The organism is Lysobacter sp. Root494 (assembly GCF_001427225.1).
GTDB lineage: Bacteria > Pseudomonadota > Gammaproteobacteria > Xanthomonadales > Xanthomonadaceae > Agrilutibacter.
The window spans coordinates 86,038-112,568 of record NZ_LMFH01000001.1 but is presented as its reverse complement, the minus strand read 5'-3'; the positions used below and the strand labels follow the sequence as shown (position 1 = coordinate 112,568).

Below are 26,531 nucleotides of genomic sequence, written 5' to 3'. Positions count from 1 at the left end.
TTGACCCGGCGGGCACGGCCCTCCGCGGCTCCGGGAACAAGCCTCAGGAACAGTCCCTCGTGCGCAATTACGATCTCGAATTCCTCAAGAAATTCTCCCTGGTGATCGGCTTCCTCATGCTGGTCACGCTGGGCCTCATGGCCGGTGCCTATTACGTGCACCTGCAGCTGCCGCCAGAGGTCAACCCGATCGCCGCCAAGAAGACGCAGGCGCGCATCGCGCCCGCCGGCGCGGTCTACGCCGGCAGCACTGGTGCCGCCGCGCAGGCAGCCGCGAAGGCCGCCGCCGCTGCGCAGGCCGCTTCGCAGGTCGCCTATGGCGGCACCACCGACGGCTCGGTGATCTTTGGCCAGCTCTGCACCGGCTGCCACACCTCCGGCGCGGGCGGTGCCCCGACCCTCGATCAGGCCCACTGGGGCGCGCGCATCGCGCAGGGCAAGGACACGCTGTACAAGCACGCGATCGAAGGCTTCACCGGCAGCGCCGGTGTGATGCCCGCGAAGGGCGGCAACCCGGCCCTGACCGAGGAACAGGTCAAGGCCACGGTGGACTGGATGGTTTCAAACCTGAAGTAATTGCTGTCGTTCGGCGATCTGCAACGCCGCCTTCGGGCGGCGTTGTCGTTCTTGTGCTGCGTGCACTCCTGTCGCGCAGGCGCGCGCCGTCAGAACGGATCTGCTTTTCGCTGTCGTCCACGCGGGGCCTTTATCATCTGCGCATGAGCGCCCCCACGTTCCCCAGCGAATCCACGGCGCTGAGCCTGCCTGGCCCGGTCGGCGCACTCGAAACCGCGATCGACCTGCCCGAAGGCGCGCCGCAGCCCGTCGTCGCCATCGTCTGCCATCCGCTGCCCACCGAAGGCGGCACGATGCACAACAAGGTCGTGACCATGGCCGCGCGTGCGTTGCGCGAGTCGGGGATTGCGACGGTGCGATTCAACTTCCGCGGCACCGGCACCTCGCACGGCCACTTCGACAATGGCCAGGGCGAATCCGACGACCTCCGCTTCGTCGCGCGCTGGGTACGCGAGCAGCGCCCGGATGCGCAGCTGTGGCTGGCCGGTTTCAGTTTCGGTTCCTACGTGACCATCAAGTGCGCGGCCGAACTCAAACCCGGCATGCTGATTTCGATCGCGCCGCCCGCCGCGGGGCGCAGCTGGGACTTCAGCACGATTTCGCTGCCGGATTGCCCGTGGCTGATCGTGCAGGGCGACGCCGACGAAGTCGTCGAGCCGCAGGCAGTCTACGACTGGTTCGATTCGGTCCGGCCGCAGCTGTCGCAACCGGCGGAACTCGTGCGCATCCCCGACACCAGCCACTTCTTCCATCGCCGCCTGATGGACCTGCGTGGCGCGATCAAGGCCGGCATCCGGCCGTATCTTCCGAACCCGGTGGCCGATTGAAGCAACCGCAATCGAAGCAGCTCGCGTCGACGCCTGTCGCGGATGAGACCGCACCGCTGCCATCGCAGCGCTATGCCGAAGGCGCCGCGCGCGGCGAGTGGAACGATGATCCGGCGCAGCATGCCGCGCTGCGCGAACTCGATCGCCTGCATGTGGCGCTCACGCAGCCGGTCAGGCGCGGGCTGCTCGATTCGCTGTTCGGCAAGAAGGCCGAAGCCCCGCGCGGCCTGTATCTGTGGGGCGGCGTGGGCCGTGGCAAGACCTTCCTGATCGACCTGTTCTTCGACGGGCTTCCGATCACCGAGAAACGCCGCACCCATTTCCACCGCTTCATGCGCGAAGTGCACGCGGCCTTGCGCGCGCATGCCGGCGAGAGCGATCCGCTGGCGAAGATCGCGAGCGAATGGCGGCGCAACCTGCGCGTGCTGGTGCTCGACGAGTTCTTCGTCAACGACATCGGCGACGCGATGTTGCTGGGGCGCCTGCTCGAGCGCCTGTTCGCGGAAGGCGTTGCGCTGGTGACGAGTTCCAATACCGCGCCGGCGAACCTGTATGCGCATGGCCTGCAACGCGAGCGCTTCCTTCCCGCGATCGCGCAACTGCAGCAGCACACCGTCGAGCTGCTGCTCGACAGCCCCAACGATTACCGCCTGCGCGCGCTGACCAGATCGCCGGTGTATCGCACGCCGCTCGATGCGCAATCGGACGACTGGCTGGCGACGCGCTGGCGCGAACTCACCGCCGGCCTGCCCTGCGATCCGTGCATGGGCGAAGCCGGGCAGATGGTGATCGATGGCCGCGAGATTCCGGTCCGCGCCGCTGCCGAAGGCCACGCCTGGTTCGACTTCGCGGCGCTCTGCGAAGGCCCGCGCGCGGCCAGCGACTACATCGAGATCGCGACCGAGCACCACACCATCCTGCTCGGCGGCATCCCGCAGTTCGACGACACCAACAACGATCCGGCGCGCCGCTTCGTGCACCTCATCGACGAACTGTACGACCGCCACGTCAACTTCATCTGCACCGCTGCAGCATCGCCGACGATGCTGTACGCCGGTACCAGGCTCAACCATGCCTTCGAGCGCACTGCCTCGCGCCTGATCGAAATGCAGTCAGCCGAATACCTGGCGCTCGAACACCGGAGCTGATGCCGCGCAGGCGGCAGCGTCCTTCATCGGAGTCGAACGATGCGCAATGACGAAGCCGAGATCCGCGAGCTGGTCGCCACCTGGATGGCCGCGACGAAGGCCGGCGATGTGCAGGCGGTGCTCGATCTCATGACCGATGACGCCGTGTTTCTCGTGCCCGGCCAGGCGCCGTTCGGCAAGGCGCAATTCGCCGAAACCGCGCAGGCGCAGTCCGCGCTGCACATCGACGGCGAGAGCGACATCGAGGAAATCCAGGTCAGCGGCGACTGGGCGTTCATGCGTTCACACCTGACCGTGCGGGTGACGCCACCCGCTGGCGAGACCATGGTCCGCGCGGGCTATGCGCTTACCGTCCTGCGCCGCGATAACGGCCGCTGGAAGCTGGCCCGCGACGCCAACCTCGTCGGGCCAGCATGACGCGACTCAGGGGCGACGACGCAACTTGAGCAGCGAGTAGACGACCACCAGCACCGCGAGCGCGATACCTATCGCGCGCCATTCCTTGCCGGTGAGCGTGGTGAGGATCGCGGTCATCGCGGCAATCGCGAGCAGCGGCACGGTGAAGCCGCCCGGCAACACGAACGGCCGGTCGCCGCGTTCGCGCAGGTCCAACGATTGCGCGCGCCACGCGGCGAGGCTCACCAGTCCGTACACCAGGCAGATCGCACCACCGGAAATCAGCGCCAGCGCATCGAAGTTGCCGGCAATCGCAAGGCTCCACGCCAGCACCGCATGCGCGGCCAGTGCCCACAGCGGCACGCGGTGTGTCGCACTGACGGTACCGAAGATACTGGGCAGATAACCGTCGCGACCAAGCGCGAACACCAGACGCGCGGTGCCGAAGAGATTGCCCATCAGGAAGCCGGCCATCGAGATGCACGCAGTAACGAGCAGCAGTACGCGGCCCGGTCCCCACAATGCGGCCGCGGTGTCGGCGACGGGTACGCCACTCTTCGCCAGTTCCGCGTCGAGCAGGCCCTGGCCAACGACCTGCAGACCGATATAGAGCAGCACCACGAGCAGGATCGCCACCATCGTCGCGCGCGGCACGTCGCGCGCGGGATCGTTGAGTTCGCCGGAGGGCACCAGCGCGGTTTCCATGCCCGAATACGCGAACATCACCAGCACCATCGACGCGCCCAGCGCGCCCCATGAGGGCACGTCGCCGATCGCGAAACTCACCTGGCTCCAGTCGACGAAGAACACGCCGATCGCCGCGAGCAGGAACAGCGGCGTCAGCTTCAACGCGGCCAGCGTGGTGATCGCGCGCGCGCCGAGCTTCACGCCGAACGCGTTCAGCGCGAACAGCGCCGCGTACACCAACGTCAGCAGCAACGCACGCGGCAACGGCGGCGCAAACGCGGGCACGAGGTTCGCGACCTGCACCGACAGCGCCGCGGCGACGCCGGCACTCGAGGTGAAGTTGCTGATCCACAGCAACGCACCGCCGATGAAGCCCGCGAAGGGTCCGAACGTCGCACCGAGATAGCTGTACGGCCCGCCGGTCACCTGCACGCGGCTGCCCACCGCGGCGAAGCAAAGCGCGATCGGAATGATCGCGAACGCGCCGGCGACCAGTGCCAGCGGCGCCGCGGCCCCCATCTGCGCCGCCAGGGCGGAAGGCATGCGGAAGATGCCGCCACCGACGATGATGTTGATCACCGCGGCGGTGAGCGCGAAGGAGCCCACCGCGCGCAGCAGTGCCGCGTCGCCGCGCAGGGGAGCGCCGTGGAGCAGTGGCCTGGAGTCGTTCATCGGCGGCAGCCTGGCGGAGTCGGCGCAGGGTCGCATGCGGAAGGCGCCGCTCCAAGTACGGGCGGACATATGCTTGTTCCGGCGCGGCGGCACCGTCATTTGTGTCGCGTCACCGCGAGCGGCTCGCGTGAAGCGCGCAGGCATTGCTTGCCGCACCCCATTGACCACGTCGTCGCAGAGACGCTTCTCAACATGCGCCGCCATGCGCGGCACAGGAGCGGCGCGGCTTTGCGGTTAGCATCGGCGCTTTCCGTGCCGGAGTTCTCCATGCGTCGTGCGGCCCTTCCCCTTTCCCGTGTGCTGGTTTTCGGTGCGTGTTGGTCGTTGTGCGCATTCGGTGTCCTCGCGCAGTCCGCGCAGCGCCCCGAAGTCGCCGCCGCGGCGAAAGCCGAGCAGGCGAGGCTGATCGCCTGGCGCCGCGACTTCCACCAGAACCCGGAGCTGTCCAATCGCGAGGAACGCACTGCGGCGAAAGTCGCCGGACACCTGCGTTCGCTCGGCCTGAAACCGCAGACCGGCGTCGCCCACCACGGCGTGTTGGCGATCATCGAGGGCGGCAAGTCGGGCCCGAAAGTCGCGTTGCGCGCCGACATGGATGCGTTGCCCGTCACCGAGCAGACCGGATTGCCGTTCGCATCGAAGGTGACGGCGACCTTCAACGGCCAGGCCACCGGCGTGATGCACGCGTGCGGCCATGATGGGCACACCAGCATCCTGCTCGGCGTCGCCGATGCACTGGTGGCGATGCGCAAGGAGCTTCGGGGCTCGGTGATGCTGGTGTTCCAGCCGGCGGAAGAAGGCGTGCCTCCGGGCGAAAAAGGTGGCGCGCCAATGATGCTCGAGGAAGGCGTTTTCAAGACGTTCAAACCGGACGCTATCTTCGGCCTGCATGTGTTCTCGACGCTGCAGGCCGGGCAGATCGGCGTGCGCCAGGGACCGCTGATGGCGGCCTCGGACCGCTTCACCATCAAGGTGAAGGGACGACAGACGCACGGCTCGCGGCCGTGGGGCGGCATCGACCCGGTCGTCGCCGCGGCCGACGTGATCGGCACCGCCCAGACGATCGTTTCGCGTCGCACCGACCTGGCGAAGCTGCCGGCGGTCGTCACCTTCGGCACCGTGCACGGCGGCATCCGCTTCAACATCATTCCCGACGACGTCGAGATGAGCGGCACGATCCGCACGTTCGATCCCGGCATGCGCGAGAAGATCTTCGCCGACCTGAAGAACGTCGCCGAGCACGTCAGCGCCGCGCACGGCGCAACCGCCGAAGCGCGCATACCCGATGCGCCGGGCAATCCGGTCACGGTCAACAATCCGGAATTGACCGCGCGCATGCTCCCGAGCCTGGAAGCGGTCGCGGGCAAGGACAACGTGGTCGAACCGCCGCTGCAGATGGGCGCGGAAGACTATGCGTACTTCGCGAGGGAAGTGCCGTCGATGTATTTCTTCGTGGGCGCGACGGCGAAAGGCATCGATCCGGCGACGGCGCCGAGCAATCATTCGCCGCAGTTCAACATGGACGAATCGGCGCTCGATCTCGGCCTGCGCGCGATGCTGCAGGTGACGCTGGATTACCTGCATGGCGGGGCGCAATAAGGCGCGCCTGACGTGGCGCTTCGCTTCTCCCGCATGCGGGGAGAAGGTGCCCGAAGGACGGACGCCCGCAGGAAGCACTCTTGGGGTGTGAGGGGAGGCGAGCGAGTTGTTTTGCTTCTCGCAACGGCCCCTCACCCTGCGTTGCTATCGCAACGCTGTCCCTCGCCCCGCAAGCGGGGCGAGGGAGAATGGCTTGTGATTACAGGATCGGCGCGAGTCCGGCACCAAACGCGGTGAACACACGCGTCGTGAGCGACTTCAGGCCGACGTTCACTTCCGGGAAATCACCGACCGGCCGGTAACACGCGCGGAAGCCAGGATGATTGCGCGGCAGCGGTTGCGGGCATGCCGGGCCGGGCATGAATTCGTAACTGGTGGCGTAACGCATCGGCCACAGGTCGAAGATCGGCAGCCGCTCGGACATCTTGCCGATGGAATATTCGAGCCCCGAAAACAGCGGCGGCTTGTCGCGCGGTGCGATCACCCACGCGTTCTCAGGCTGGATGTCGCGGCGGATGCTGTCGGCCAGTGCGCGGGCGAAGCCCGGGTCCTCGATCACCACCGCGCTCTCGGTGTTGTAGGTGTCGCCGCGCGGATCGAAGTTGTGCGTGCCGATCACGCCGATGCGTTCGTCGATCACCACCGACTTCGCATGCAGGCCGATGCGCACGCCCGCGCGCGCGAGCGGCACCGGTTCGTTCGCGCGGCGGCGGCCGTAGCGCTTGGCGGCGTATTCACGCGATAGCGGCGGCTGGTAGCGATAAACGACACTGCCCGGCTCGCGGTAACGGCGGCGCTGCGCCTGTCGATCCTTGCGGACCTCGGCAGCACTCCGCGCACCGTCGGCGCCCGACCCCGAGCCGGGACCCGGACGCGGCAGCGCTTCGCTCGGCCCCTGCTCGCTGTCGAGCAGGTCCGGCAGCTCCGCACCGGTCGCGGCGATGTCGATCGGCGCGTCCAGCGGGAACGGCTTGTATTCGTAGATGTCGAAGCCGAATTCGCGCAGGTAGCGGCGCTTGTACTTGTACGACAGCGCATAGGCGATGAACGCGTCGGTGGATGCGAGCGAATTGGTCGACACGATCACCCGCGGGCGTGGCTTGCGCGCGTGCATGCGCCGGAACATCGCCTGTGCCGGCCTCGACATCACCAGATAAGGCGTCTGCAGCATCACTTCGCCCTGCGCCGTTTCGATCAGCTGGCGCAGTCTGTCCGATGTCCAGTCGCGTTCGCGGCCGGCGCGGCGCTGCTTCACCGGCGTATCGGACACGTAATGCACGTCGCCCACCGCGATCGCGCTTGCCACCAGGCGCTGCTGCACGATCTCCGGATCAACCGCGTCACGACGCATTGTTTCCGCGCGCTGCGGCCGCTCGAACGTTGGCGGCTTCAGCGAAGGCACGCCGCTGTCGACGAGCAGCTTGTGCACGTCGCGCAGATTTTCCACGGGCACGCTGCGGCGATCGTTCCAGAAGGTGACGAACGCGGCGTCCATCGTCGCGGCGACCGGGCCGGCGACGAGCAGGTCGCGGTCACGGAAGTTGAACTCGTCGTCCCAGTCGTAATAGTCGTCCTGGTAGTTGCGCCCGCCGGTGATGCCGATCGCGCTGTCGACCAGCAGCATCTTGGAATGCATGCGCTGGTTGAGCCGCTTCCAGCAGCACGCGGCGGCGACGGCGTACTGCGGATAGTTGATGCGCGCACGGTGCAGCACCGGGTTGTAGATGCGCACTTCGAAGTTGGCGTGCGCGCCAGCGAGCGCGGCCAGTGTTTCCACGCGTCGCAGCGCCGAGAGCTGGTCGAGCAGCAGGCGTACCTGGACGCCGCGGCGCGCGGCGGCAAGGAGTTCGTCCAGCACCAGCTGCCCGGCATCGTCCTCGTCGAAGATGTAGGTCTGCAGGTCGATGCGCGTGGTCGCGGCGCGGATCAGGTTGATGCGCGCGAGCATCGCGTCCGGGCCACGATCGATGATCACCGCGTAGTGGCGCGGCTGTTCCGGCGTGGATTCGGCCAGCGCGCGCGCGGCGAGATCGCGCAGGGGCGAAGGCTGCGCGCATTTGTCGATTGCCGTGCATTCGACCGTGGTGGGCCGCGCCGCGCTGACGATCCGCGCACTCTGTTCGCGCTGCGCCGGCGACAGGCTCGCGCACGCACTCAACGCAAGCGCGCACAGGGCAAGGACGAAGCGGGACGACAGGGTCATGGCCGGCGATTGTAGGGCGCCGCCAGGCCATCAGGCTGCGGCACGGCCCACCGCACCGCCGTGCGCGGGGAAAACAGGCGTGCGGCTTGCGGTTGCGCGACGAATCCCTGGTGCACTTGCCATATCCTGCACCTTACGGCGCCGGAGCCTGCAGCCGCACGCGCAGACGGAAATTCACGTCGTCGGTCAGCGCCCAGCGCCAGCTTTCGACACCGTAGTTCGTGCGCAATACACGACCCTGCGCGACCACGTCGCAATCGCGCGCCGGACGCGCGCAGTCGCTCGGTTCCAGCATGAAGGCTTCGCGTCGGCTGACGCCGTGCATGCTCAGGGTGCCGTACAGCGGCCCGCCGCTGCGCACCAGTTCGCCTGCATACGGGTCGGAGCGGAATTCGACCCACGGATGATGTTCGGCATCGAGGAAGCGTTCGCCGCGCGCGAACCGCGTGTAGCGGCGCGAGCCTTCGACTTCCACCGACGTCGTCGCCAGGCGGATGCGCACTTCGTGGCGGCCGTCGGGCAACACCACCACTTCGCCGTCGTAGCGCGGGAAGTGGCCGGTGATGGTCTGGCCCCAGCGCGTTTCCAGTTCGAATTCGATGCGGCTGCGCGCGGGATCCAGTGCCTGTGCCGTGGCCCACGCCGGCAGCAGGCAGGCGAATGCGAGCGCGGCGTGCAGCAAGCGCCGCAGCGCATTCCCTTGCAAGACGATCCGGGTCCGCGTGGGTGCGGTCACGGCCACCAGAAGGCGCTGAGCTGCGCGGCGCCGGGTTCCAGCGCGGCGCCCGCGGGCAGCGTGAGCACGGCGATGCCGCCGGGCGGCATGCCGCGGTAGTCGCCGGACTGGCCGCTGTGCAGCAGCGCGGCGAGCTGCTCGAAGCCGGGGTTGTGGCCGACCATCAGCAGGCGCGTGGACTGCGCATGCGCATCGGCGAGCGAAATCAGCGTGCCCGGCGTGGCGTCGTAGATCGAGGGTTCGATGCGCTGGTCGACGTAGCCGATCGCGCCGAGAACGGCTTCCAGCGTTTCGCGTGAGCGCCGCGACGGCGAGCAGAGCACGCAGTCGGGCACCAGCCGTTGCTCCGCGAGCCAGCGGCCAGCGGCCTCCGCTTCGGCGAGGCCTTCCGCGGACAGCGGCCGGTCGAGGTCGGCCTGGCCGGGTGCGGCAGGTTCGGCGTGGGCGTGGCGGAGCAGGATCAGTTCGCGCATGGATTCAGGGCCGGGATCGGGGAAAGAGAAGCGGGAATGGGAACGCAGCGTCCCCATCATCCCGGGCGTGTGATTGCGACGATGCCACGCGGCGTGCGGGCAGGAGGACCGGACGGCAGGAACGAAGCGTCGCGCGGCGGCGATGCGGCCCGCCGGCTGCGCGTTCCGTTTCCGCCTTCATCCTTACTTCTTCAACCACCGCAGCAGCGGCTGCCAGTCCGACTGGTGCTCGCGCACCTGCGCCGAGTGGTAGTCGAACAGGCTCTTGCCGAGCGCGGTGGTGACGACGTAGCCCTGGCTGTCGCGCAGCTGCGCGATCAGCGGGTACGGCCATTGCTTCAGCAGGTCGAGCGCCTGCTGCGAGACGTTGGTCCACGGCTTGAGCTTGTTGCCGACCAGCCCGACGCGCAGCGTGCCCTTGCGCACGCGCGGGTGCCTGGCGAGGGAGTCGAGGAAGGGCACCGTGGCTTCGATGTCGAAGGTCGAAGGCACGATCGGGACGACCACCGCATCGACGGTTTCCAGGAACGGATCGAGTTCCTCCGCCATGGCGCCCGCAGCCCCGTCGACGATGACCCGCTGGGTATCGTCGGGCACCTGCTTGCGCCAGGCCTTGCGGCGGGTGCCGTCGATCGCGAGAACCGCGCTGTCGAGGCCGGCGCGCTTCTGCGCCCAACGGGTGGAGGACGCCTGCGGATCGGCATCGACGAGCGCCGTACGCAGGCCATCGATTGCCGATTGCGCGGCGAGATGGGTCGCGATCGTGGTCTTGCCCGCGCCCCCCTTGGAACTGGCCACCAGAACGGTCTTCATCAAACCCCCTCATTGGCGCAACGAGTCCGCAGCGTACAACGGCGGCGCGAGAGCGGCGACCCCCGGCTGGCGCGCCCCGCGGGAATGGTCATTCAGGCCATCAGGGGCAGTTCGGCGATCAGCGCGACGCGGCCGTCCGGCTCGACTTCCGCGCGCATATGGCCGTCGTGCCCGCGGGCGATGGCCGCGGCCAGCGGCAACTGCAGGCCGAGCCCGTGGTTGCCCAGCGCCACCGGCAGGGGACCCTCGAGCAGGCGCGTGGGGTCTTCGAGGAAGTCCGGCAGGCAGGCCAGGCGGCGATGCAGGCGCGCGTGGTGGCCTTCGCGTTCGAGGAAGAGGGGCGCCGGCAGTACCTCTTCCGGCGAGAGGCGCAGCTCGCGCAGGATCCGCAGCAGCTGCAGCAGGCGGCTGTCGTCGCCGAGCACGTGCAGGCTGGTGCCATCGTCTTCGAACCGCAGCGGCGCCGCGTCGGCCCTGGCCACGCCGAGCGCGGCCAGCATGCTCAGGTCGACCTGGATGCGTCGGCCGAGCAGGCGGCCGCGCTCGGCGCGCAGGCAGTCGGACAGCTCGTCGATCATCCCGGCCAGGCGCACGCCCTGGCGCTCGATCAGTTCGAGCATGCGGCCGCGCTCCTCCTCGGTGATGTCGGCGCTGCGCAGCAGGTAGACCGCCGTCTGCAGGGGCGACAACGGGTCTCGCAGGTCATGGGCAACGCGCTGGAACCATTCCGGATGGGTCATTCGACTTCCGCCTGGCGATCGGGGCGGCCCTGCTGACTGGTGCACAGCTGCTTCACCGTATCCAGATCCGGGGGCTTCACCAGATGTTGATCGAAACCCGCATCAAGGGAGCGTCTACGGTCTTCCGCTTGGCCCCAGCCCGTGACCGCGACCAGCCGCACGTCGCGGCCTTGCGGGTGCGCACGCAGGCTGCGGGCGACATCGAAACCGCTGCGGCCCGGCATGCCCAGGTCGAGGAAGATCAGGTCGGGCGTCATCCGTGCGACCGCGGCTTCGACCACCTGCGGGTCGTACAGCGCTTCGGCATCGTGGCCGAGCAGCCGGACCATCGTCGCCAGCGTGTCGGCGGCGTCGCGGTTGTCGTCGACGACCAGCACGCGCAGCGGCTGGGCCGCTGTTTCCGGTACACCCGTGGATAGGCCCGGCGCCGGCTTGGGCGGCAGCGCCGCCACGCGCTCGCTGCACGGCAGCAGCACGGTGAACGTGCAGCCCTGCCCCGGTCCGTCGCTGTGCACGCTGACATGGCCGCCGTGCAACTGGGTGAGGCGCTGCACCAGGGTCAGGCCGATGCCGAGGCCGCCGTGCGCGCGCTCCACGCGGTTGTCGATCTGGCGGAACAGGTCGAATACGGTTTCCAGGTGCCCCGCGTCCAGGCCGATGCCCTGGTCGACCACCTGGACGGCGACCTGCAGCGGCGCCGGCAGCGCCGGCTCGCGCCGCAGCTCGGCGCGCAGTTCGATGCGCCGGCCGGGTTCGGAATATTTCGCCGCGTTGTTGAGCAGGTTGGCGAAGACCTGCGCCAGCCGCACCGGGTCGGCGTCAAGCATGACGTCCTGCCCGGGCAGCTCGAGCACGAGTTCGTGCCCCCACTGGTTGAACAACGGCTGCGCGGTGTCGACCGCATTGCGCAGCACCTCGCGCAATGCAGTCGGGGCGCGCCGCAGCAGCATCTTGCCGCGGGTGATGCGGGCGACGTCGAGCAGGTCGTCGAGCATCCGCACCAGCAGCGACAGCTGCCGTTCCATCAGGTCCTGCAGTTCGTCGTTGCTGCCGGCAAGCGCAAGCCGCCGGATCGACAGCGCGTTCTGCAGCGGCGCCAGCGGATTGCGCAACTCGTGCGCGAGCGTGGCGAGGAATTCGTCCTTGCGCGTGTCGGCCTCGCGCAGGCGCTGCTCGGCGCGCGCGCGTTGCGCGATTTCCATCTGCAGCGCGGTGTTGCGCGTGGCGAGCGCGGCGTTGGCTTCGCGCAGGGTGTCGTTGAAGGCTTCCAGTTCGCGCGCCTTCTCGGTCTGCAGCGCGCGGTTGGCGGCGGCGAGTTCGGCGTTGACGACTTCCACTTCGCGCCGCTTGCGATGCAGCTCCGCGAGCACTTCGACCTTGCTGCGCAGGATCTCCGGGATGATCGGCACCATCACGTAGTCGAACGCACCGAGCTTGTAGCCGCGCAGGCGATCGAGGTCCGAGACATTGACCGCGGTGACGAAGATGATCGGCGTCTTCTCGAAGCGCGGGTGCTGGTGGATCAGGCTCGCGGTCTCGAAGCCATCCATGCCCGGCATGTTGACGTCGAGCAGGATCACCGCGAACTCGGTTTCCATCAGCCGCTTGAGGGCTTCGGTGCCCGAAGCCGCATCGACGAGGTTGTCGCCGAGCGGTTCGAGGATCGCGCGATACGTCAGCAGGCGCCCGGGCTGGTCGTCGACCAGCAGCACGTTCACCGGCTCGCGGAGCTTCTGCGGTGTCATCGCGGTCTCGATGCGCCCGGCGGCTCTCAGCGATGCAGCCATTGGCGCAACACCCCGAGCAGCTGGTCGGTGACCACGGGCTTGGCGAGGTAGTCGGACGCGCCGGCTTCCAGGCATTTCTCGCGGTCGCCCTTCATCGCCTTGGCGGTCAGCGCGACGATCGGCAGCGAACGCGATTCAGGCCTCTCGCGGATCGCGCGCATCGTGTCGTAGCCGTCCATGCCCGGCATCATGATGTCCATCAGCACGAGGTCGATATCCGGATCGGTCGCGACCTTCTCGATCGCTTCCTGGCCGGTGCCGGCGGTGACGACATCCATGCCGTGGCGCTCCAGCACGCTCGACAGCGCGAAGATGTTGCGCACGTCGTCGTCGACCACGAGGACGCGTTTCGATCGGATCGCGTCGTCGGATTCGTGCAGGCGCTGCACCATCTGCTGCTTGGTCGGCGGCAGTTCGGAGATCACGCGGTGCAGGAACAGCGCGGTCTCGTCGAGCAGGCGCTCGGGCGATTCCACGCCCTTGATGACGATGCTGCGCGCGACCTTCTTCAGGCGCTGGCTCTCGTCGACGGTGAGTTCCTTGCCGGTGAACACGACGATCGGCATGTTCTGCAGCAGCGGGCTTTCCTTGATCCGCTCGAGCAGCTCGAAACCGCTCATGTCCGGCAGGCGCAGGTCGAGCACGGCGCAGTCGTACTGGCCGCTGCGCAGCGCTTCCAGCGCCTCGGCGCCGCTGCCGGCGGTGTCGATGGCGACGTCGTCGTGGCGGATCAGCTCCTCGATGCTCATGCGCTCGCCGACATCGTCTTCGATGACCAGCAGGCGCTTCACCCGCGGCAGGGTGTAGTCCTTGATCCGCTGCAGCGCTTCGGCGATCGACTCGGTCGTGGCGGGCTTGGCGAGGTAGGCGAAGGCGCCGCGTTCGATGCTCTGGTGGCGCTCTTCCTCGACGGTGACGATCTGCACCGGGATGTGGCGCGTCGAGGAATCCTGCTTCAGGCGCGCGAGCACGGTCCAGCCGAGCATGTCCGGCAGGAAAATGTCGAGCGAGATCGCGGTCGGCTTGTAGTCACGCACGAGGCGCAACGCATCCGCACCGCGGTTGGCGACCAGCACGCGGAAGCCCTGCGAACGCGCCATGTCGCGCATCACCGCCGCGTAACGTGGGTCGTCCTCGACCACCAGCAGCACTGACTCGCCAGGCCGGATATTGTCCCGGTCGTCCTCGATCTGTTCCGGTGGCGGCAGCGGCAGGATGCTTTCGCTAGAACGTGCCGGCGGCAGGCTGCTGGCGGCGCGCGCGGCGTGCGGCGCATCCGGGCCGGCATAACGCAGCGGCAGATACAGCGTGAACACGCTGCCCTTGCCGACTTCGCTGTGGAGCTTGAGTTCGCCGCCCAGCAGGCCGGCAATTTCGCGCGAGATCGCCAGGCCCAGGCCGGTGCCGCCATATTTTCGCGACGTGCCTGCGTCGGCCTGCTGGAAGGCTTCGAACACGATCTTCTGTTTTTCCGGCGAGATGCCGATGCCGGTGTCGCGCACTTCGAACGCGACCACGGTCGGCGCGTTGTCGAGGATCGTGTGGCCCGGCGTCCAGCCACCCGCCACCGCACCGACGCGCAGGCGCACGCTGCCGTGTTCGGTGAACTTGAGCGCGTTCGACAGCAGGTTCTTGAGGATCTGCTGCAGGCGCTTGGGATCGCTGGTGAGCGCGTGGCCCAGGCCGGGCGTGAGGTCGACGCTGAAGTCGAGGCTCCGTCGTTCGGCTTCGTGGTGGAAGCTGCGCTGCATGTTCTCGCGCAGGTGGTCGAAGGCGATCTCCTCGCTGTCGACGGTGACCGTGCCCGACTCGATCTTGGACAGGTCGAGGATGTCGCTGATCAGGTGCAGCAGGTCGGTGCCGGCCGCATGGATGGTCTTGGCGAACTCGACCTGGCGCGGGCTGAGGTTGGTATCGGGATTCTCGGCCAGCTGCTGGCCGAGGATCAGGATCGAATTCAGCGGCGTGCGCAGTTCGTGCGACATGTTGGCGAGGAACTCGGACTTGTAGCGCGAGGTGAGCGCGAGTTCGGCCGCCTTGTCCTCGAGCGCGCGGCGGGCGTGCTCGATCTGCAGGTTCTTGCTTTCGACTTCGCGGTTCTGCTCGGCGAGCAGCGTCGCCTTGAGCGCGATTTCCTCGTTGGTCTGCTGCAGTTCCTTCTGCTGCGACTGCAGTTCCGCGGCGAGCTGCTGCGACTGCGACAGCAGCGACTCGGTGCGCATCGAGGCTTCGATGGTGTTGAGCACGATGCCGATCGAACCCGACAGCTGTTCGAGGAACGCGCGTTGCGAGGGCGAGAATTCGCCGAGCGAGGCGAGTTCGATCACCGCCTTCACCTGGTCCTCGAACAGTACCGGCAGCACGATCACGTTGCGCGGGATCGCGCTGAACAGTCCCGAGGAAATCTGCACCGAGCCGGCCGACCCGCTCTTGAGCAAGGTGTTGTCGAGCAGGATCATCTCGCCCTGCGCGGCGCACTGGCCGATCAGGCCCTGGCCGAATTCCAGCGTGCGCTCGTCCTCGCCTCCACTGTCGGCGTAGCCGGCGAGCTGGCGCAGCACGGTGCGGCCACTGGCTTCTGTGTCGACGACGTACATCACGCCCTGCTGCGCGTTGACCAGCGGCGCGAGCTCACTCAACAGCATGTGGCCCAGCGTGATCAGGTCGCGCTGGCCCTGCATCATGCCGCTGAACTTGGCGAGGTTGGTCTTCAGCCAGTCCTGCTCGCGGTTCGACTCGGTGGTCGCGCGCAGGGTGCCGATCATCAGGTTGATGTTGTCCTTGAGGTCGGCGACTTCGCCGCGCACGTCGACCTGGATCGAGCGCGTGAGGTCGCCCTGGGTCACCGCGGTGGCAACCTCCGCAATCGCACGCACCTGGTTGGTGAGGTTGGCGGCGAGCTGGTTCACGTTGGCGATCAGGTCCTTCCAGATGCCCGCGGTGCCCGGCACGAAGGCCTGGCCACCCAGGCGCCCTTCCACGCCGACTTCGCGCGCCACCGTGATCACCTGGTCGGCGAAGATCGCCAGCGTGTTGGTCATCGCGTTGATGGTGTCGGCCAGTTCCGCGATTTCGCCCTTGGCTTCCACGGTCAGCTTCTTGTGCAGGTCGCCATTGGCGACCGAGGTCACGACCTTCGCGATGCCGCGCACCTGCGTCGTCAGGTTCGACGCCATCTGGTTCACGGAGTCGGTGAGGTCCTTCCACGTGCCGGCGACGCCCGGCACCTGCGCCTGGCCGCCGAGCTTGCCTTCGGTACCTACTTCGCGCGCCACGCGCGTCACTTCCGCGGCGAAACCGTTGAGCTGGTCCACCATCGTGTTGAGGGTTTCCTTCAGCTGCAGGATCTCGCCTTCCGCATCCACGGCGATCTTGCGCGAGAGGTCGCCCTTCGCCACCGACGTCGCCACTTCGGCGATGTTGCGCACCTGCGTGGTGAGGTTGGACGCCATCGAGTTGACGTTGTCGGTGAGGTCCTTCCACGTGCCGGCGACGCCGGGCACTTGCGCCTGGCCGCCGAGCTTGCCTTCGGTACCGACTTCGCGCGCCACGCGCGTCACTTCCGCGGCGAAGGAGTTGAGCTGGTCCACCATCGTGTTGATGGTTTCCTTCAGCTGCAGGATCTCGCCCTTGACGTCCACCGCGATCTTGCGCGACAGGTCGCCCTTCGCCACCGCGGTGGTGACTTCGGCGATGTTGCGCACCTGCGCGGTGAGGTTGGACGCCATCGAGTTGACGTTGTCGGTGAGGTCCTTCCACGTGCCGGCGACGCCGGGCACCTGCGCCTGGCCGCCGAGTTTTCCTTCCGTGCCCACTTCGCGCGCCACGCGCGTCACTTCCGCGGCGAAACCGTTGAGCTGGTCCACCATCGTGTTGATGGTGTTCTTGAGTTCGAGGATTTCTCCGCGCACGTCCACGGTGATCTTGCGCGAGAGGTCGCCGCGCGCCACGGCCGTGGTCACCTCGGCGATGTTGCGCACCTGCGAGGTCAGGTTCGACGCCATCGCGTTGACCGAATCGGTCAGGTCCTTCCAGGTGCCGCCGATGCCCGGCACGATCGCCTGGCCGCCCAGACGGCCTTCGGTACCGACTTCGCGGGCCACGCGCGTCACTTCCGCGGCGAAGCCGTTGAGCTGGTCCACCATCGTGTTGATGGTGTCCTTGAGCTCGAGGATCTCGCCGCGCACGTCCACGGTGATCTTGCGCGAGAGGTCCCCCTTCGCTACCGCCGTGGTGACTTCGGCGATGTTGCGCACCTGCGACGTCAGGTTCGACGCCATCGAGTTCACGTGGTCGGTCAGGTCCTTCCACGTGCCGGCGACGTCGGGCACCTGCGCCTGGCCGCCGAGTTTTCCCTCCGTACCCACTTCGCGCGCCACGCGGGTCACTTCCGCGGCGAAGCCGTTGAGCTGGTCCACCATCGTGTTGATGGTGTTCTTGAGTTCGAGGATTTCTCCACGCACGTCCACGGTGATCTTGCGCGACAGGTCGCCCTTCGCCACGGCGGTGGTCACCTCCGCGATGTTGCGCACCTGCGAGGTGAGGTTCGACGCCATCGCGTTGACCGAGTCGGTCAGGTCCTTCCACGTACCCGCCACGCCGGGCACGATCGCCTGGCCACCGAGCTTGCCTTCGGTGCCCACCTCGCGCGCCACGCGCGTCACTTCCGAGGCGAAGCCGCGCAGCTGGTCGACCATCGTGTTGATGGCTTCCTTCAGCTGCAGGATCTCGCCACGCACGTCCACGGTGATCTTGCGCGAGAGATCGCCGTTGGCCACGGCGATCGTCACTTCGGAAATGTTGCGGACCTGGCCGGTGAGGTTGGACGCCATCTGGTTCACCGAGTCGGTGAGGTCCTTCCACACGCCCGATACACCTTTTACTTTCGCCTGGCCGCCGAGGCGGCCGGCGGTACCGACTTCGAGCGCGACGCGGGTCACTTCCGACGAGAACTCGCCCATCTGCTCGATCATGCGATTGACGATCGACGCCGAACGCAGGAATTCGCCCTGCAGCGGACGGCCATCGGCTTCCAACGGCACGGTCCGGGTGAGGTCGCCCTTGGCCACGCCGGCCATCGCCTCGGTCATGGTTTCGACCGGACGCACGAGATCGTCGATCAGGTCGTTGACCGAGCGCTCCATGCCCGACCACGCGCCCTGGCGGTTGGCGGCGGTGAGTCGCTGGCGGGTCTGGCCTTCGCGGCCGACTTTTACGCCGACGCGCTGCAGGTCTTCGGCGAGGCGGCGGTTGAGCTGGACGATCGAGTTGAAGGCCTCGGCCACCTTGCCTTCGACGCCGGGCCAGTGCACCGGCAGCGATACCGAGAAGTCGCCGGCTTCCACCGCCTGCATCGCGGCGAGCAGTGCCAGCATGTACTCCGACGGGTCTTCGTCTACGAGCCGCTCGCGCGAGCGGACGCGCCGTTTGAGTTCCGTTGCCACGTAAGCCCCCCGTCTGGCTCATCGCGAGGCGACCGGCGCCTCGTGCCGAGCCGGTCTGGTATTGAAATAAAGAAGGAACGGAAAAAACTAGTCCGGCCGATGTGATGACGGCTTTCACATCGGACATCGCAGTTTTCGCGTCCGCGCGGGAGCCCGGGACAGGTTGGTGCGCCGCTATCATTCGGGTTTACGCCGCCCACGGATGCGCTGGTTTCCATGACCGAACTGCAGGACCTGGTCGCGCTGTTGCGCGCCGACACGCCCCTGATCCTGATCGAAACGCGCGATGAAGCGCGGGTGGTCGAACTCTTCCGCCAGGCGCTGTCGCAGGTCTGGCGGCACATGCACCGCTGGTCGATCACCGAAGGGCTGCGCCGCTTCGACCTGGACCGCGAGGACGAGCCCGGCGGCCCCGCCGACCTGTCCAGCACGCTCGACGCGATCCGCGAGGCGGCGCATCGCGGCGTGTACCTGCTGTTCGACGCCGTGCCCTTCATGGGCGCGGCGATTACCCAGCGCCAGGTGCGCGAAATCCTGGAACGCCGCAATTGCCAGCCGCACGTGCTGGTGCTGGTCGGCCACAAGCTCGAGTTGCCGCCGGAACTGGCGACACATGCCGTGCGCTACACGCCGCAGCTTCCCGACGCCGCTACCCGCCTGAAGCTGGTGCGCGAGGAAGCCGACGCCTATGCGCGCCAGAACGGCGGGCGCCGCGTCGAAATCGACGGCGAGGCGATCCACGCGATCGTGCGCAACCTGCGTGGCCTCGACGGCGTGGACATCCGCCGCATAGCGCGCCATCTGATCAACGACGATGGCGCGCTGGGACCGAATGACCTGCCGCAGCTGGCGAAGCTGAAGTTCGAGCTGCTCAACCGCAGCGGCCTGCTGCGCTTCGAATACGACACGGCGCGGTTCGCCGATGTCGCCGGCGCGAGGCGGATCAAGCGCTGGGTGGAACAGCGGCGCAAGGCGTTCGTCGCCGATGCCGAGCCCGTGGGCGAGGTCGCGTCCGCGGACACCGTGGCCGTGAAGTCGCCGGCGTTGGCGCTGGAGCCGCCGAAGGGCCTGCTCCTGCTCGGCGTGCAGGGCTGCGGGAAGTCGATGATCGCCAAGGCGGTCGCGGGCGGCTTCGGCGTGCCGCTGGTGCGGCTCGATTTCGGCTCGCTCTACAACAAGTACCAGGGCGAAACCGAAAGGAACCTGCGCGAGGCGCTGGCCGCCTCCGAGCAGCTCGAACCCTGCGTGGTCTGGATCGATGAAATCGAGAAGGGACTCGCATCGGACACGGGCGACCTCGACGGCGGCGTCTCGCGGCGCGTGCTCGGCTACCTGCTGACGTGGATGGCGGAGCGGCGCTCGCGCGTGTTCCTGGTCGCCACCGCGAATTCGGTGGAGGCGCTGCCGCCGGAACTGCTGCGCAAGGGCCGCTTCGACGAGGTGTTCTTCGTCGACCTGCCCGACGCGGCCACGCGCGAACAACTGTTCGCGCTGCACCTGGAAAAGCGCGGCTTCAATGCGGCGTTGTTCGAACTGCCCGCGCTGGTGGCGGCAAGCGAAGGATTTTCGGGGGCGGAAATCGAACAGGCGATCGTGTCGGCGATGTTTGCGGCGAGCGCGGCCAATGTTGCGTTGTCCGATTTCGCGGTGCGCGCCGAACTCAAGCAGACGCGTCCGCTGTCCGTGCTGATGGCCGAGCAAGTGGAGGCACTGCGCGAATGGGCGCGCGAACGCACGGTGCCGGCGGATTGATGGCCGATTCCCGCGGGAGAGTCCCGCGGGCGCGACAGACGTGATGCGGGAGGTCGCGCCCGAGGGGCGCTCCTACAGGCCCCACTGCGCCCACAACGGCAGCGTCAGCAACGAGAGCAGCAAGCCGTAGCCGACCATCGCGGCCGCCAGGCGCGGGGCAAGGTTGTGGGCGATGGCCAATGCCCCCGCCGTGACCATCGGCGGCATCGCGGCTTCGAGCACCGTGGCGCGCGCCATCTCCCCGTGCAGTCCGAGCACGGGCACCAGCAGCGCGGCGAGCGCGGGCATCAGCGCCAGCTTCAGCAGCAAGCCGGTGACGAGCGGCTTGAGTTCCTCGCGCGGCAGGGTGAGCCGCACCGACAGGCCGATCGTCAGCATCGCCAGCGGCAGCAGCGCATCGGACAGGCGCTGCAATCCACCTGCGATCCACGTCGGCGGCTCCGCCGGCATCACGGTGAAGCCAAGCACCAGCGCCCACAACGGCGGAAACCGCGCGATGCGCAGCAGCATGTCCTTCGCGCCGGGTGGGTGGCCATCGACCGACGCCCCGCCGTAACGCGCGACCACCCACAGGCCGAACGTCGACAGGATCAGGAACACCCCGAACTGGTCGTACACCACCGCGTACGGCAACGCGTGCTCGCCGATCAGCGCACGCGTCAGCGGATAGCCGAGGAAGCTGGTGTTGCCGAGCGCGACGGTGAGCAGCAGCGCCGCATGTTCCTCGTCGCGGAAGCGCAGCCAGCGCGACAGTGCGCCGACGCACACCAGCGTGACGAGCAACAACAGCCACGGCACGATGGCGATCGCGAGCAGCGCCGGCTCCAGGTGCAATCGCGGCGCGTAACGCAGTACGGCCGCGGGCAGGCAGACGTAGAGCACGACGAGATTGAGCACCTGCGCGGCGTTTTCCGGCAGCGCACGCAGGCGCTGGAAGACGTAGCCCAGCACGAGCATCGCCAGCACGAGGGCGAATGCATCAAATGCCATCAGGATCGAGGCCGAAAAAAGCGATCCATGCGATCCGCCGCGGCTCCCGTGCTCACATCAGCATCCATCCGGTGATGGAAAGGCGGTCGTCCCTCGCCCACGGCGCCACCAGCGATACCGCGTGACCCGCGGGGACGGCGAACAGCGACAGCGTGTTCCAGGTGGGAAGAAACGTGTCCTGCACGCGGCCATCGTCGCCGATGAACTGCAGCAACCCACCCCAGTCCGCCTGCCAGCCGCGGCTCAGGTTGAGCACGTAAGCGTAGAGGCGGCCTTCGTCGAGTTCCTCGTCGTTGTGATGGCGCAGGAACTGACCCGGCCGGTAACGCGTCGCCTGCGCGTTGATGCGGCGGATGCGCGTGTCGCCGGTGAGATGGCGTGCGAACGCCAGATAGTCGGGTGAGTTGAACAATTCCAGCACGCGGTGAAGGAGCAGGCCGGGATCGCGCCGCTCCTGGTAGGCGCGCACCATCATGTAGCTGTCGTAGGCGAAGCGGAAACCATCGTCGCCTTCCTGCCCTGCGCTCGCGGCCGTCTCGGCGAACAGCCGCTGCGCCTGCTCATCGGTGAGCACACTGTAGGTCGCGTGGTCGATGGTGCGCGCGCCTTGCGCATCACGCAGCGCGAGCGTCCATGGCACCTCTTCAGCCAGGCACGTGCGCAGGCGTTCGGCCGCATCGGGCAGGAGGTAGCCCGTAACCTGCATGCGGCCGTTTCGCCGCAACTGTTCCCGCCAGAAGGCAAGGTCGAGGCCCGTATTGATCACTGCTCAATACCCCGCGGCCTGCCCGTCCTTGCGCGATTCGCTGGCGCCGATGTAGCCGCCGTTCGGATTCACCATGATCGCCTGGTAGCCGCCGTAAGGACCGTCGGCGAAGCGCACGGAATGTCCCTTGCGCATCAGCGCGCGCACGGTTTCGTAGGGGAAACCGGATTCGAGGTCGAGCTCGCCGCCGTCGCTCATCGCGATGGCCTGGCCCGCGGGATCAGTGGAACCGTCGTGCTGGATGCGCGGCGCGTCGCCGGCCTCCTGCAGGTTCATCCCGAAATCGACGAGGTTCATCACGATCTGCGCGTGCCCTTGCGGCTGCATCGCACCGCCCATCACGCCAAACGACAGCCACGGCTTGCCGTCCTTCGTCACGAACGCGGGAATGATGGTGTGGAACGGACGCTTGCCGGGTGCGAACGAATTCGGGTGGCCTTCCTTCAGCACGAACTGCTCGCCGCGGTCCTGGAAGATGAAGCCGAGTCCCGGCGGCGCCATGCCGCTGCCCATGCCACGGTAGTTGGACTGGATCAGCGAGACCATCATGCCGTCGGCATCGGCGACGGTGAGATAGATCGTGTCGCCTTCGTTGAGCTGCGGGATCACGCCGGGCTCGGCGGACTTCATCGCCTTGTCCATCGAGATCAGCTTGCCGCGTTCGCGCGCGTATTCCTTCGAGACCAGTTTCGCTACCGGCGTCCTGTAGTAATCGGGATCGGCGTACGAGGCGGCGCGGTCGGCGAAGGCGAGTTTCTTCGCTTCGGCGAACAGGTGCACGTGTTCGGGGCTGCCGAAGCCGTACTTCTTCAGGTCATAGGGTTCGAGCAGGTTGAGGATCTGCAGCGCGGCGATGCCCTGCCCGTTCGGCGGAAGTTCCCACACATCAAAGCCGCGGTAGTTGGTCGAAACCGGTTCGACCCACTCGCCCTTGTGCGCAGCGAGGTCGTCATACGACAGGAATCCACCGTTGGCCCTGAAGTACGCGTCGATGGTGCGCGCGATGTCGCCCTTGTAGAACGCATCGCGGCCGCCGTTGGCGATCTTCTCCAGCGTGTTGGCGAGGTTCGGGTTCTTCCAGATCTCGCCGGTTCGGGGCCCTCGCTTGCCATCCACCGTGAACTGCTCGGCGAAGCCCGGCCACTTCGACAGCGTCGGCACCGAACGGCCCCAGTAGTACGCGATGACTTCGTGCACCGGATGGCCTTCGCGGGCGTAGCGGATCGCGGGCGCGAGATCCTCCGCGATCGGCTTGCGCCCGAAGCGGCCATGCAGCGCGAACCACGCGTCCACCGTGCCCGGCACGGTGACCGGCAGCGGCCCGTGCGATGGCACTTCCGTGAGGCCTCGTTTCTGGAATTCGGCCAGCGTCAGCGATTTCGGCGAACGGCCCGAGCCGTTGTAGCCGTACAGCTTCTTCGTCTTCGGATCCCACACGATCGCGAACAGGTCGCCACCGACGCCGTTGCCGGTCGGCTCCATCAGCCCGAGCGAGGCATTCGCCGCGATCGCGGCATCGACCGCACTGCCGCCCGACTTCATCACGTCCAAAGCGACCTGCGTGGCGAGCGGATGCGAGGTCGCGGCCATCGCGTGCGGCGCGTAGACCTCGCTGCGGGTGGCGAAGGGTTTGCCGGTGATGCGGTCGGCGCACATGGCGGTAACCGATAGGGTCAGGAGAGAGGCGAGCAGCAGGATGCGCATGGGAGCGGTGGGATTCGACGCGGAACCCGCATCCTAGCGCCGCACGCATGGAGCTGCTTTTCCGGATCAGCGCGCCCGGCGCGCCCTCGCCCGGCGATCATGCCGTGCTGTAGCGCTCGGCCACGAACAGCTTCAGGCGCTCCGCAGCGGTTTCCACGTGTGCCACCAGCGGGAGGATGCCGGACCACTCGCCATCCTGCCCCGCGGCTTCGAGGTCGCCGGCGGCATGGGCGAGTTCGGTGGCGCCGACCAGACGCGCGGCGCCCTTGATCTTGTGCGCCTGGCGGGTGATCGCGGGGATGTCGCCGGCTTCGCGGCAATGCGCGAGTTGCGCGACGTCCTGCGCGGTAGCGTCGAGGAACTCCCGCAGTAGCGCACCGGTTTCGCCTTCGTCGCCGCCGCTGAGTTCGTGCAGCACGTGGAAGTCCAGCAGCGGCGGCGCTTCGTCGAGCTGCGGGAAACCACCTGCGGAGCGCGCCACGGCGGCGTTGGTTTCACCGGCCTGTGCTTGCGCGGGCAGGTTCATCGCGGTGTGCGGAAGCCAGCGTTGCAGCGCAGCCGCAAGCACCGCGACGGCGACCGGCTTGGCGAGGTAATCGTCCATGCCGGCGGAGAGGCAACGCTCGGCTTCGCCCTTCAGTGCGGACGCGGTGAGTGCGATGACCGGCGTGCGCGGCAGGCCGCGTTGCCGTTCTTCCTCGCGGATCCGGCCGGCCAGCGCGTAGCCATCCATGCGCGGCATGTGGATGTCGGACAACACCAGCGCATAGCGGCCGCTGCGCCAGCACTCGAGGCCCTGTTCGCCGTCTTCCGCCGCTTCGCTGGCGTAACCGGCGAGCGCTAGCTGGCGGGCGATCACCATGCGGTTGGTGGGATGGTCGTCCACGAGCAGCACCAGGCTGCGTTCGCGCGCGGCCTGTTCGATCGTCGGCAAGGGGCGCGGCTTGAACGCGGCCGCGCTGCCGATGGGCGCGTTGTCGGCGGGCAGGTCCGCTGCCGATGCGCGCGGCAGCGTGATGGCCAGGCGCAGCGTGGTGCCGATCTGCGGCACCGAGTCCATCGTCACCAGCCCACCCATCAGTTCGGCCAGGCGCGTGCAGATCGCAAGGCCGAGGCCGGTGCCACCGTAGCGCCGCGTGGTGTCGCCTTCGGCCTGCGCGAATGGCTGGAACAGGCGCTGCTGCGCTTCGGCGCTGATGCCGATGCCGGTGTCGGTGACGCGGAAACTCAACAGGTCGGCGCCGAGCCCGCGTTCACCGGCATGCTGCGCCGGATCCGGTGCCGCCCCGCCACGCCATTCGAGGGCGACTTCCACACCGCCCTTCGCGGTGAACTTGATCGCATTGGACAGGAAGTTGCCGAGGATCTGCCGCAACCGCAGCGCATCGGCCAGGTGCGCGGGGCCGACGCGCTGGTCGACCTCGCAGGTGAGCGTGAGGCCCTTGCTCGACGCTGCGCCGCTGTAATTGGCCACCGTGCTGCGCAACACCGCGCCGAGGTCGACGACGCCGGGCGTGATCTCCAGGCGCCCGGCCTCGATCTTCGAGAAGTCGAGGATGTCGCCGATGATCTGCAGCAGCGACTGCGAGCTCTGCTGGATCACGTTGAGCGCGTGGCGCTGGTCGTTGTCGAGCCTGGAATGCGCGAGGATCTCGATCATGCCGGTCACGCCGATCATCGGCGTGCGGATCTCGTGGCTCATCGCGGCGAGGAACGAGGACTTGGCGCGATTGGCTTCCTGCGCACGGGCTTCGCTCGCGCGCAGCTCGTCTTCCAGCTGCTTGATGCGGGTGAGGTCGACGGCGACGCCGAGCAGGCCGTTGCCGCCATGCAATTCGTCGGGAATCGCCGCGAGCGCGAGCAGCGCATGCACGAGATGGCCATCGCGATGAAGCATCAGCGTTTCGCTGGGCGGCAGCCCGAGTTCGCCGGCCTTGAGCAGCACGCGCCAGTCGGCGGGAACGGTTTCGCCGGTGCGTTCGCTCAACATCATCGCCAGCTGTTCGTAACTGGCGGCCGGCACCAGTGCGGGGGCGAAGTCGCCCACGCTGTCGAGCATCGGCGCATCCTTGCCGATGAAGTCCGTCGCGTCGTGGCCGAGCAGGCGTTCCGCGCCGGGATTGAAGAGGAAATAGCGGCCCTGGCTGTCGATTGCCGCGATGGCGGTGGGCGCGGCCTCCATCAGCGACCGTTGCAGCGCTTCGCGGCGCGCGAGTTCGGCGTTGACGCGTTCGTTGCGCGCGAGTTGCTGGGTGAGTTCGGTTTCGAAATCGATCACGTCGCGGCGCATTTCCAGAAATGCGTCGGTGACCATCGCCAGCTCGCCGGTCTTAGGCAGGTAGCGCGGCATCGCGGTGTAGTCGTGCCTGCGCATGCGCCGGGCGATGAAGGTCAGGCTTTCGATGCCGCGGTAGGCATTGCGCAACACGGTGCGGCCGATCAGTGCGACCACGAACAACGCGCCCAGCGACAGGCCGATGCGCAGGGCGCTGACACGGCGGTTGGTGCGCAGGTTGTCGCGCACCACGGCATCCGCCTTCACCGTGGCGAGATCGGACAGCAGCTTGAGCCGCAGCGTGACCGGATCGATCGCGGGGTACAGCCGGGTGTCGGCGAAGTGGCCAAGCGCGGCGAGGTCCTTGCGCGCGAGGATCTGGCGCAGCTCCACCATTGCGGCATCGGCGGCAATGCGCTCCTTCGCAGCCACGCGGAAGTGCGTGTCTTCTTCACGCGTGCGCGGCACGTTCGCCAGCGCCGCCCAGCTGTTATCGATGCGCTGGCGCGCCGCATCGATCGCGGCTGCGCCTTCTTCCCAGGTGATCAGGTCGTTGCGCGTGCGAAACGTCGTGTCGACGACATCGAGTCCATAGGCGTCGGATACCGACTTTATTTCCCGCAGTGCGAGCAGCGACTGCCCGCGCAGGGCGAGCAGCGATTGCCGCGCCTGGTACTGGGCGATTTCGTCCACCACCAGCACGGTCGCGCCCGTGAGCAGGAACAGGCCGAACAGGATCCAGAGCTGGTGGCGGATGCCGAGCTTCATGCCAGTAGCTGGCTCTCTTTTGAGGTTGCTCTTGCTCGTCATTCCCGCGAAGGCGGGAATCCAGTGACTTTGCTGTTGGTCCACGGATCAAAAGGGCAAACCAAAGACACTGGACTCCCGCCTTCGCGGGAATGACGAGCAGTAGATGTGACGAGCCAGGAGAACGGTGAGCCGAC

General features: G+C 67.6%; 18 protein-coding genes. 6 read left to right on the top strand and 12 right to left on the bottom strand.

Annotated features, from left to right (window positions below):
• The first annotated feature begins 59 nt into the window (after nt 1-59).
• From ASD14_RS00435 to ASD14_RS00420, 4 genes are all read left to right on the top strand, one after another.
• The gene (locus ASD14_RS00435; protein ID WP_056127369.1) at nt 60-575 is read left to right on the top strand and encodes a c-type cytochrome; all 516 of its coding nucleotides are present in this window, start codon (nt 60-62) and stop codon (nt 573-575) included.
• A 143-nt stretch (nt 576-718) separates the two neighbouring features.
• Nucleotides 719-1,402 (top strand): alpha/beta family hydrolase, encoded by a 684-nt coding sequence (locus ASD14_RS00430; RefSeq protein ID WP_082538697.1) that lies wholly within the window; start codon nt 719-721, stop codon nt 1,400-1,402.
• A 56-nt stretch (nt 1,403-1,458) separates the two neighbouring features.
• Complete coding sequence (gene zapE, locus ASD14_RS00425) at nt 1,459-2,550, top strand: cell division protein ZapE (RefSeq protein ID WP_056128717.1); 1,092 nt, start codon at nt 1,459-1,461, stop codon at nt 2,548-2,550.
• Between the two features lie 39 nt (nt 2,551-2,589).
• The gene (locus ASD14_RS00420) at nt 2,590-2,967 is read left to right on the top strand and encodes an SgcJ/EcaC family oxidoreductase (protein ID WP_056127366.1); all 378 of its coding nucleotides are present in this window, start codon (nt 2,590-2,592) and stop codon (nt 2,965-2,967) included.
• Nucleotides 2,968-2,973: 6 nt separating this feature from the next.
• Here ASD14_RS00420 and ASD14_RS00415 read toward each other — a convergent pair whose 3' ends face one another.
• Nucleotides 2,974-4,374: an APC family permease gene (locus tag ASD14_RS00415; RefSeq protein ID WP_162247653.1), complete on the bottom strand. Its 1,401-nt coding sequence runs from the start codon at nt 4,372-4,374 to the stop codon at nt 2,974-2,976.
• A 198-nt stretch (nt 4,375-4,572) separates the two neighbouring features.
• Here ASD14_RS00415 and ASD14_RS00410 point away from each other — a divergent pair, with 198 nt between their 5' ends.
• Entirely contained in the window at nt 4,573-5,904 is a 1,332-nt protein-coding gene (locus ASD14_RS00410) for a M20 family metallopeptidase (RefSeq protein ID WP_056127360.1), read from the top strand.
• A 199-nt stretch (nt 5,905-6,103) separates the two neighbouring features.
• On the opposite strand, the gene ASD14_RS00405 is transcribed toward ASD14_RS00410, so the two are convergent.
• The 7 genes from ASD14_RS00405 to ASD14_RS00375 form a co-directional block, all read right to left on the bottom strand.
• Nucleotides 6,104-8,107, bottom strand: a complete 2,004-nt coding sequence (locus ASD14_RS00405; protein ID WP_056127358.1) for a phospholipase D family protein — start codon at nt 8,105-8,107, stop codon at nt 6,104-6,106.
• A gap of 133 nt (nt 8,108-8,240) precedes the next feature.
• The gene (locus ASD14_RS00400; protein WP_235565265.1) at nt 8,241-8,789 is read right to left on the bottom strand and encodes a YceI family protein; all 549 of its coding nucleotides are present in this window, start codon (nt 8,787-8,789) and stop codon (nt 8,241-8,243) included.
• Between the two features lie 50 nt (nt 8,790-8,839).
• Entirely contained in the window at nt 8,840-9,316 is a 477-nt protein-coding gene (locus tag ASD14_RS00395; RefSeq protein ID WP_056127356.1) for a histidine phosphatase family protein, read from the bottom strand.
• A gap of 183 nt (nt 9,317-9,499) precedes the next feature.
• Entirely contained in the window at nt 9,500-10,129 is a 630-nt protein-coding gene (locus ASD14_RS00390; protein WP_056127353.1) for a ParA family protein, read from the bottom strand.
• Between the two features lie 92 nt (nt 10,130-10,221).
• Complete coding sequence (locus tag ASD14_RS00385; RefSeq protein WP_056127350.1) at nt 10,222-10,869, bottom strand: histidine kinase dimerization/phospho-acceptor domain-containing protein; 648 nt, start codon at nt 10,867-10,869, stop codon at nt 10,222-10,224.
• Complete coding sequence (locus tag ASD14_RS00380) at nt 10,866-12,656, bottom strand: response regulator (RefSeq protein ID WP_235565264.1); 1,791 nt, start codon at nt 12,654-12,656, stop codon at nt 10,866-10,868. The genes ASD14_RS00385 and ASD14_RS00380 overlap by 4 nt, the downstream gene beginning before the upstream one ends.
• Nucleotides 12,641-18,100, bottom strand: coding sequence for a HAMP domain-containing protein (locus ASD14_RS00375; protein ID WP_200946993.1), 5,460 nt, complete (start codon nt 18,098-18,100; stop codon nt 12,641-12,643). Before ASD14_RS00375 ends, ASD14_RS00380 begins: the two co-directional genes overlap by 16 nt.
• Before the next feature lie 216 nt (nt 18,101-18,316).
• Here ASD14_RS00375 and ASD14_RS00370 point away from each other — a divergent pair, with 216 nt between their 5' ends.
• Entirely contained in the window at nt 18,317-19,852 is a 1,536-nt protein-coding gene (locus ASD14_RS00370) for an AAA family ATPase (RefSeq protein ID WP_056127344.1), read from the top strand.
• Between the two features lie 72 nt (nt 19,853-19,924).
• On the opposite strand, the gene ASD14_RS00365 is transcribed toward ASD14_RS00370, so the two are convergent.
• From ASD14_RS00365 to ASD14_RS00350, 4 genes are all read right to left on the bottom strand, one after another.
• A complete protein-coding gene (locus tag ASD14_RS00365) occupies nt 19,925-20,842 on the bottom strand; it encodes an AEC family transporter (RefSeq protein ID WP_056127342.1) in 918 nt (305 codons plus the stop codon).
• Between the two features lie 52 nt (nt 20,843-20,894).
• The gene (locus ASD14_RS00360; RefSeq protein WP_056127340.1) at nt 20,895-21,608 is read right to left on the bottom strand and encodes a 2OG-Fe(II) oxygenase family protein; all 714 of its coding nucleotides are present in this window, start codon (nt 21,606-21,608) and stop codon (nt 20,895-20,897) included.
• 3 nt (nt 21,609-21,611) lie between these two features.
• On the bottom strand, nt 21,612-23,312 hold the full coding sequence (gene ggt / locus ASD14_RS00355; RefSeq protein WP_056127337.1) for a gamma-glutamyltransferase: 1,701 nt from the start codon (nt 23,310-23,312) through the stop codon (nt 21,612-21,614).
• 97 nt (nt 23,313-23,409) lie between these two features.
• Complete coding sequence (locus ASD14_RS00350; protein ID WP_056127334.1) at nt 23,410-26,355, bottom strand: response regulator; 2,946 nt, start codon at nt 26,353-26,355, stop codon at nt 23,410-23,412.
• Nucleotides 26,356-26,531 lie beyond the last annotated feature (176 nt).

Excerpts from the sequence above, each read along its gene's own strand:
- ASD14_RS00430 (WP_082538697.1), top strand. The coding sequence starts at position 719 with ATGAGCGCCCCCACGTTCCCCAGCGAATCCACGGCGCTGAGCCTGCCT.
- ASD14_RS00420 (WP_056127366.1), top strand. The coding sequence starts at position 2,590 with ATGCGCAATGACGAAGCCGAGATCCGCGAGCTGGTCGCCACCTGGATG.
- ASD14_RS00415 (WP_162247653.1), bottom strand. The coding sequence starts at position 4,374 with ATGTCCGCCCGTACTTGGAGCGGCGCCTTCCGCATGCGACCCTGCGCC.
- ASD14_RS00410 (WP_056127360.1), top strand. The coding sequence starts at position 4,573 with ATGCGTCGTGCGGCCCTTCCCCTTTCCCGTGTGCTGGTTTTCGGTGCG.
- ASD14_RS00405 (WP_056127358.1), bottom strand. The coding sequence starts at position 8,107 with ATGACCCTGTCGTCCCGCTTCGTCCTTGCCCTGTGCGCGCTTGCGTTG.
- ASD14_RS00395 (WP_056127356.1), bottom strand. The coding sequence starts at position 9,316 with ATGCGCGAACTGATCCTGCTCCGCCACGCCCACGCCGAACCTGCCGCA.
- ASD14_RS00390 (WP_056127353.1), bottom strand. The coding sequence starts at position 10,129 with ATGAAGACCGTTCTGGTGGCCAGTTCCAAGGGGGGCGCGGGCAAGACC.
- ASD14_RS00385 (WP_056127350.1), bottom strand. The coding sequence starts at position 10,869 with ATGACCCATCCGGAATGGTTCCAGCGCGTTGCCCATGACCTGCGAGAC.
- ASD14_RS00380 (WP_235565264.1), bottom strand. The coding sequence starts at position 12,656 with ATGGCTGCATCGCTGAGAGCCGCCGGGCGCATCGAGACCGCGATGACA.
- ASD14_RS00370 (WP_056127344.1), top strand. The coding sequence starts at position 18,317 with ATGACCGAACTGCAGGACCTGGTCGCGCTGTTGCGCGCCGACACGCCC.
- ASD14_RS00365 (WP_056127342.1), bottom strand. The coding sequence starts at position 20,842 with ATGGCATTTGATGCATTCGCCCTCGTGCTGGCGATGCTCGTGCTGGGC.
- ggt (WP_056127337.1), bottom strand. The coding sequence starts at position 23,312 with ATGCGCATCCTGCTGCTCGCCTCTCTCCTGACCCTATCGGTTACCGCC.
- ASD14_RS00350 (WP_056127334.1), bottom strand. The coding sequence starts at position 26,355 with ATGAAGCTCGGCATCCGCCACCAGCTCTGGATCCTGTTCGGCCTGTTC.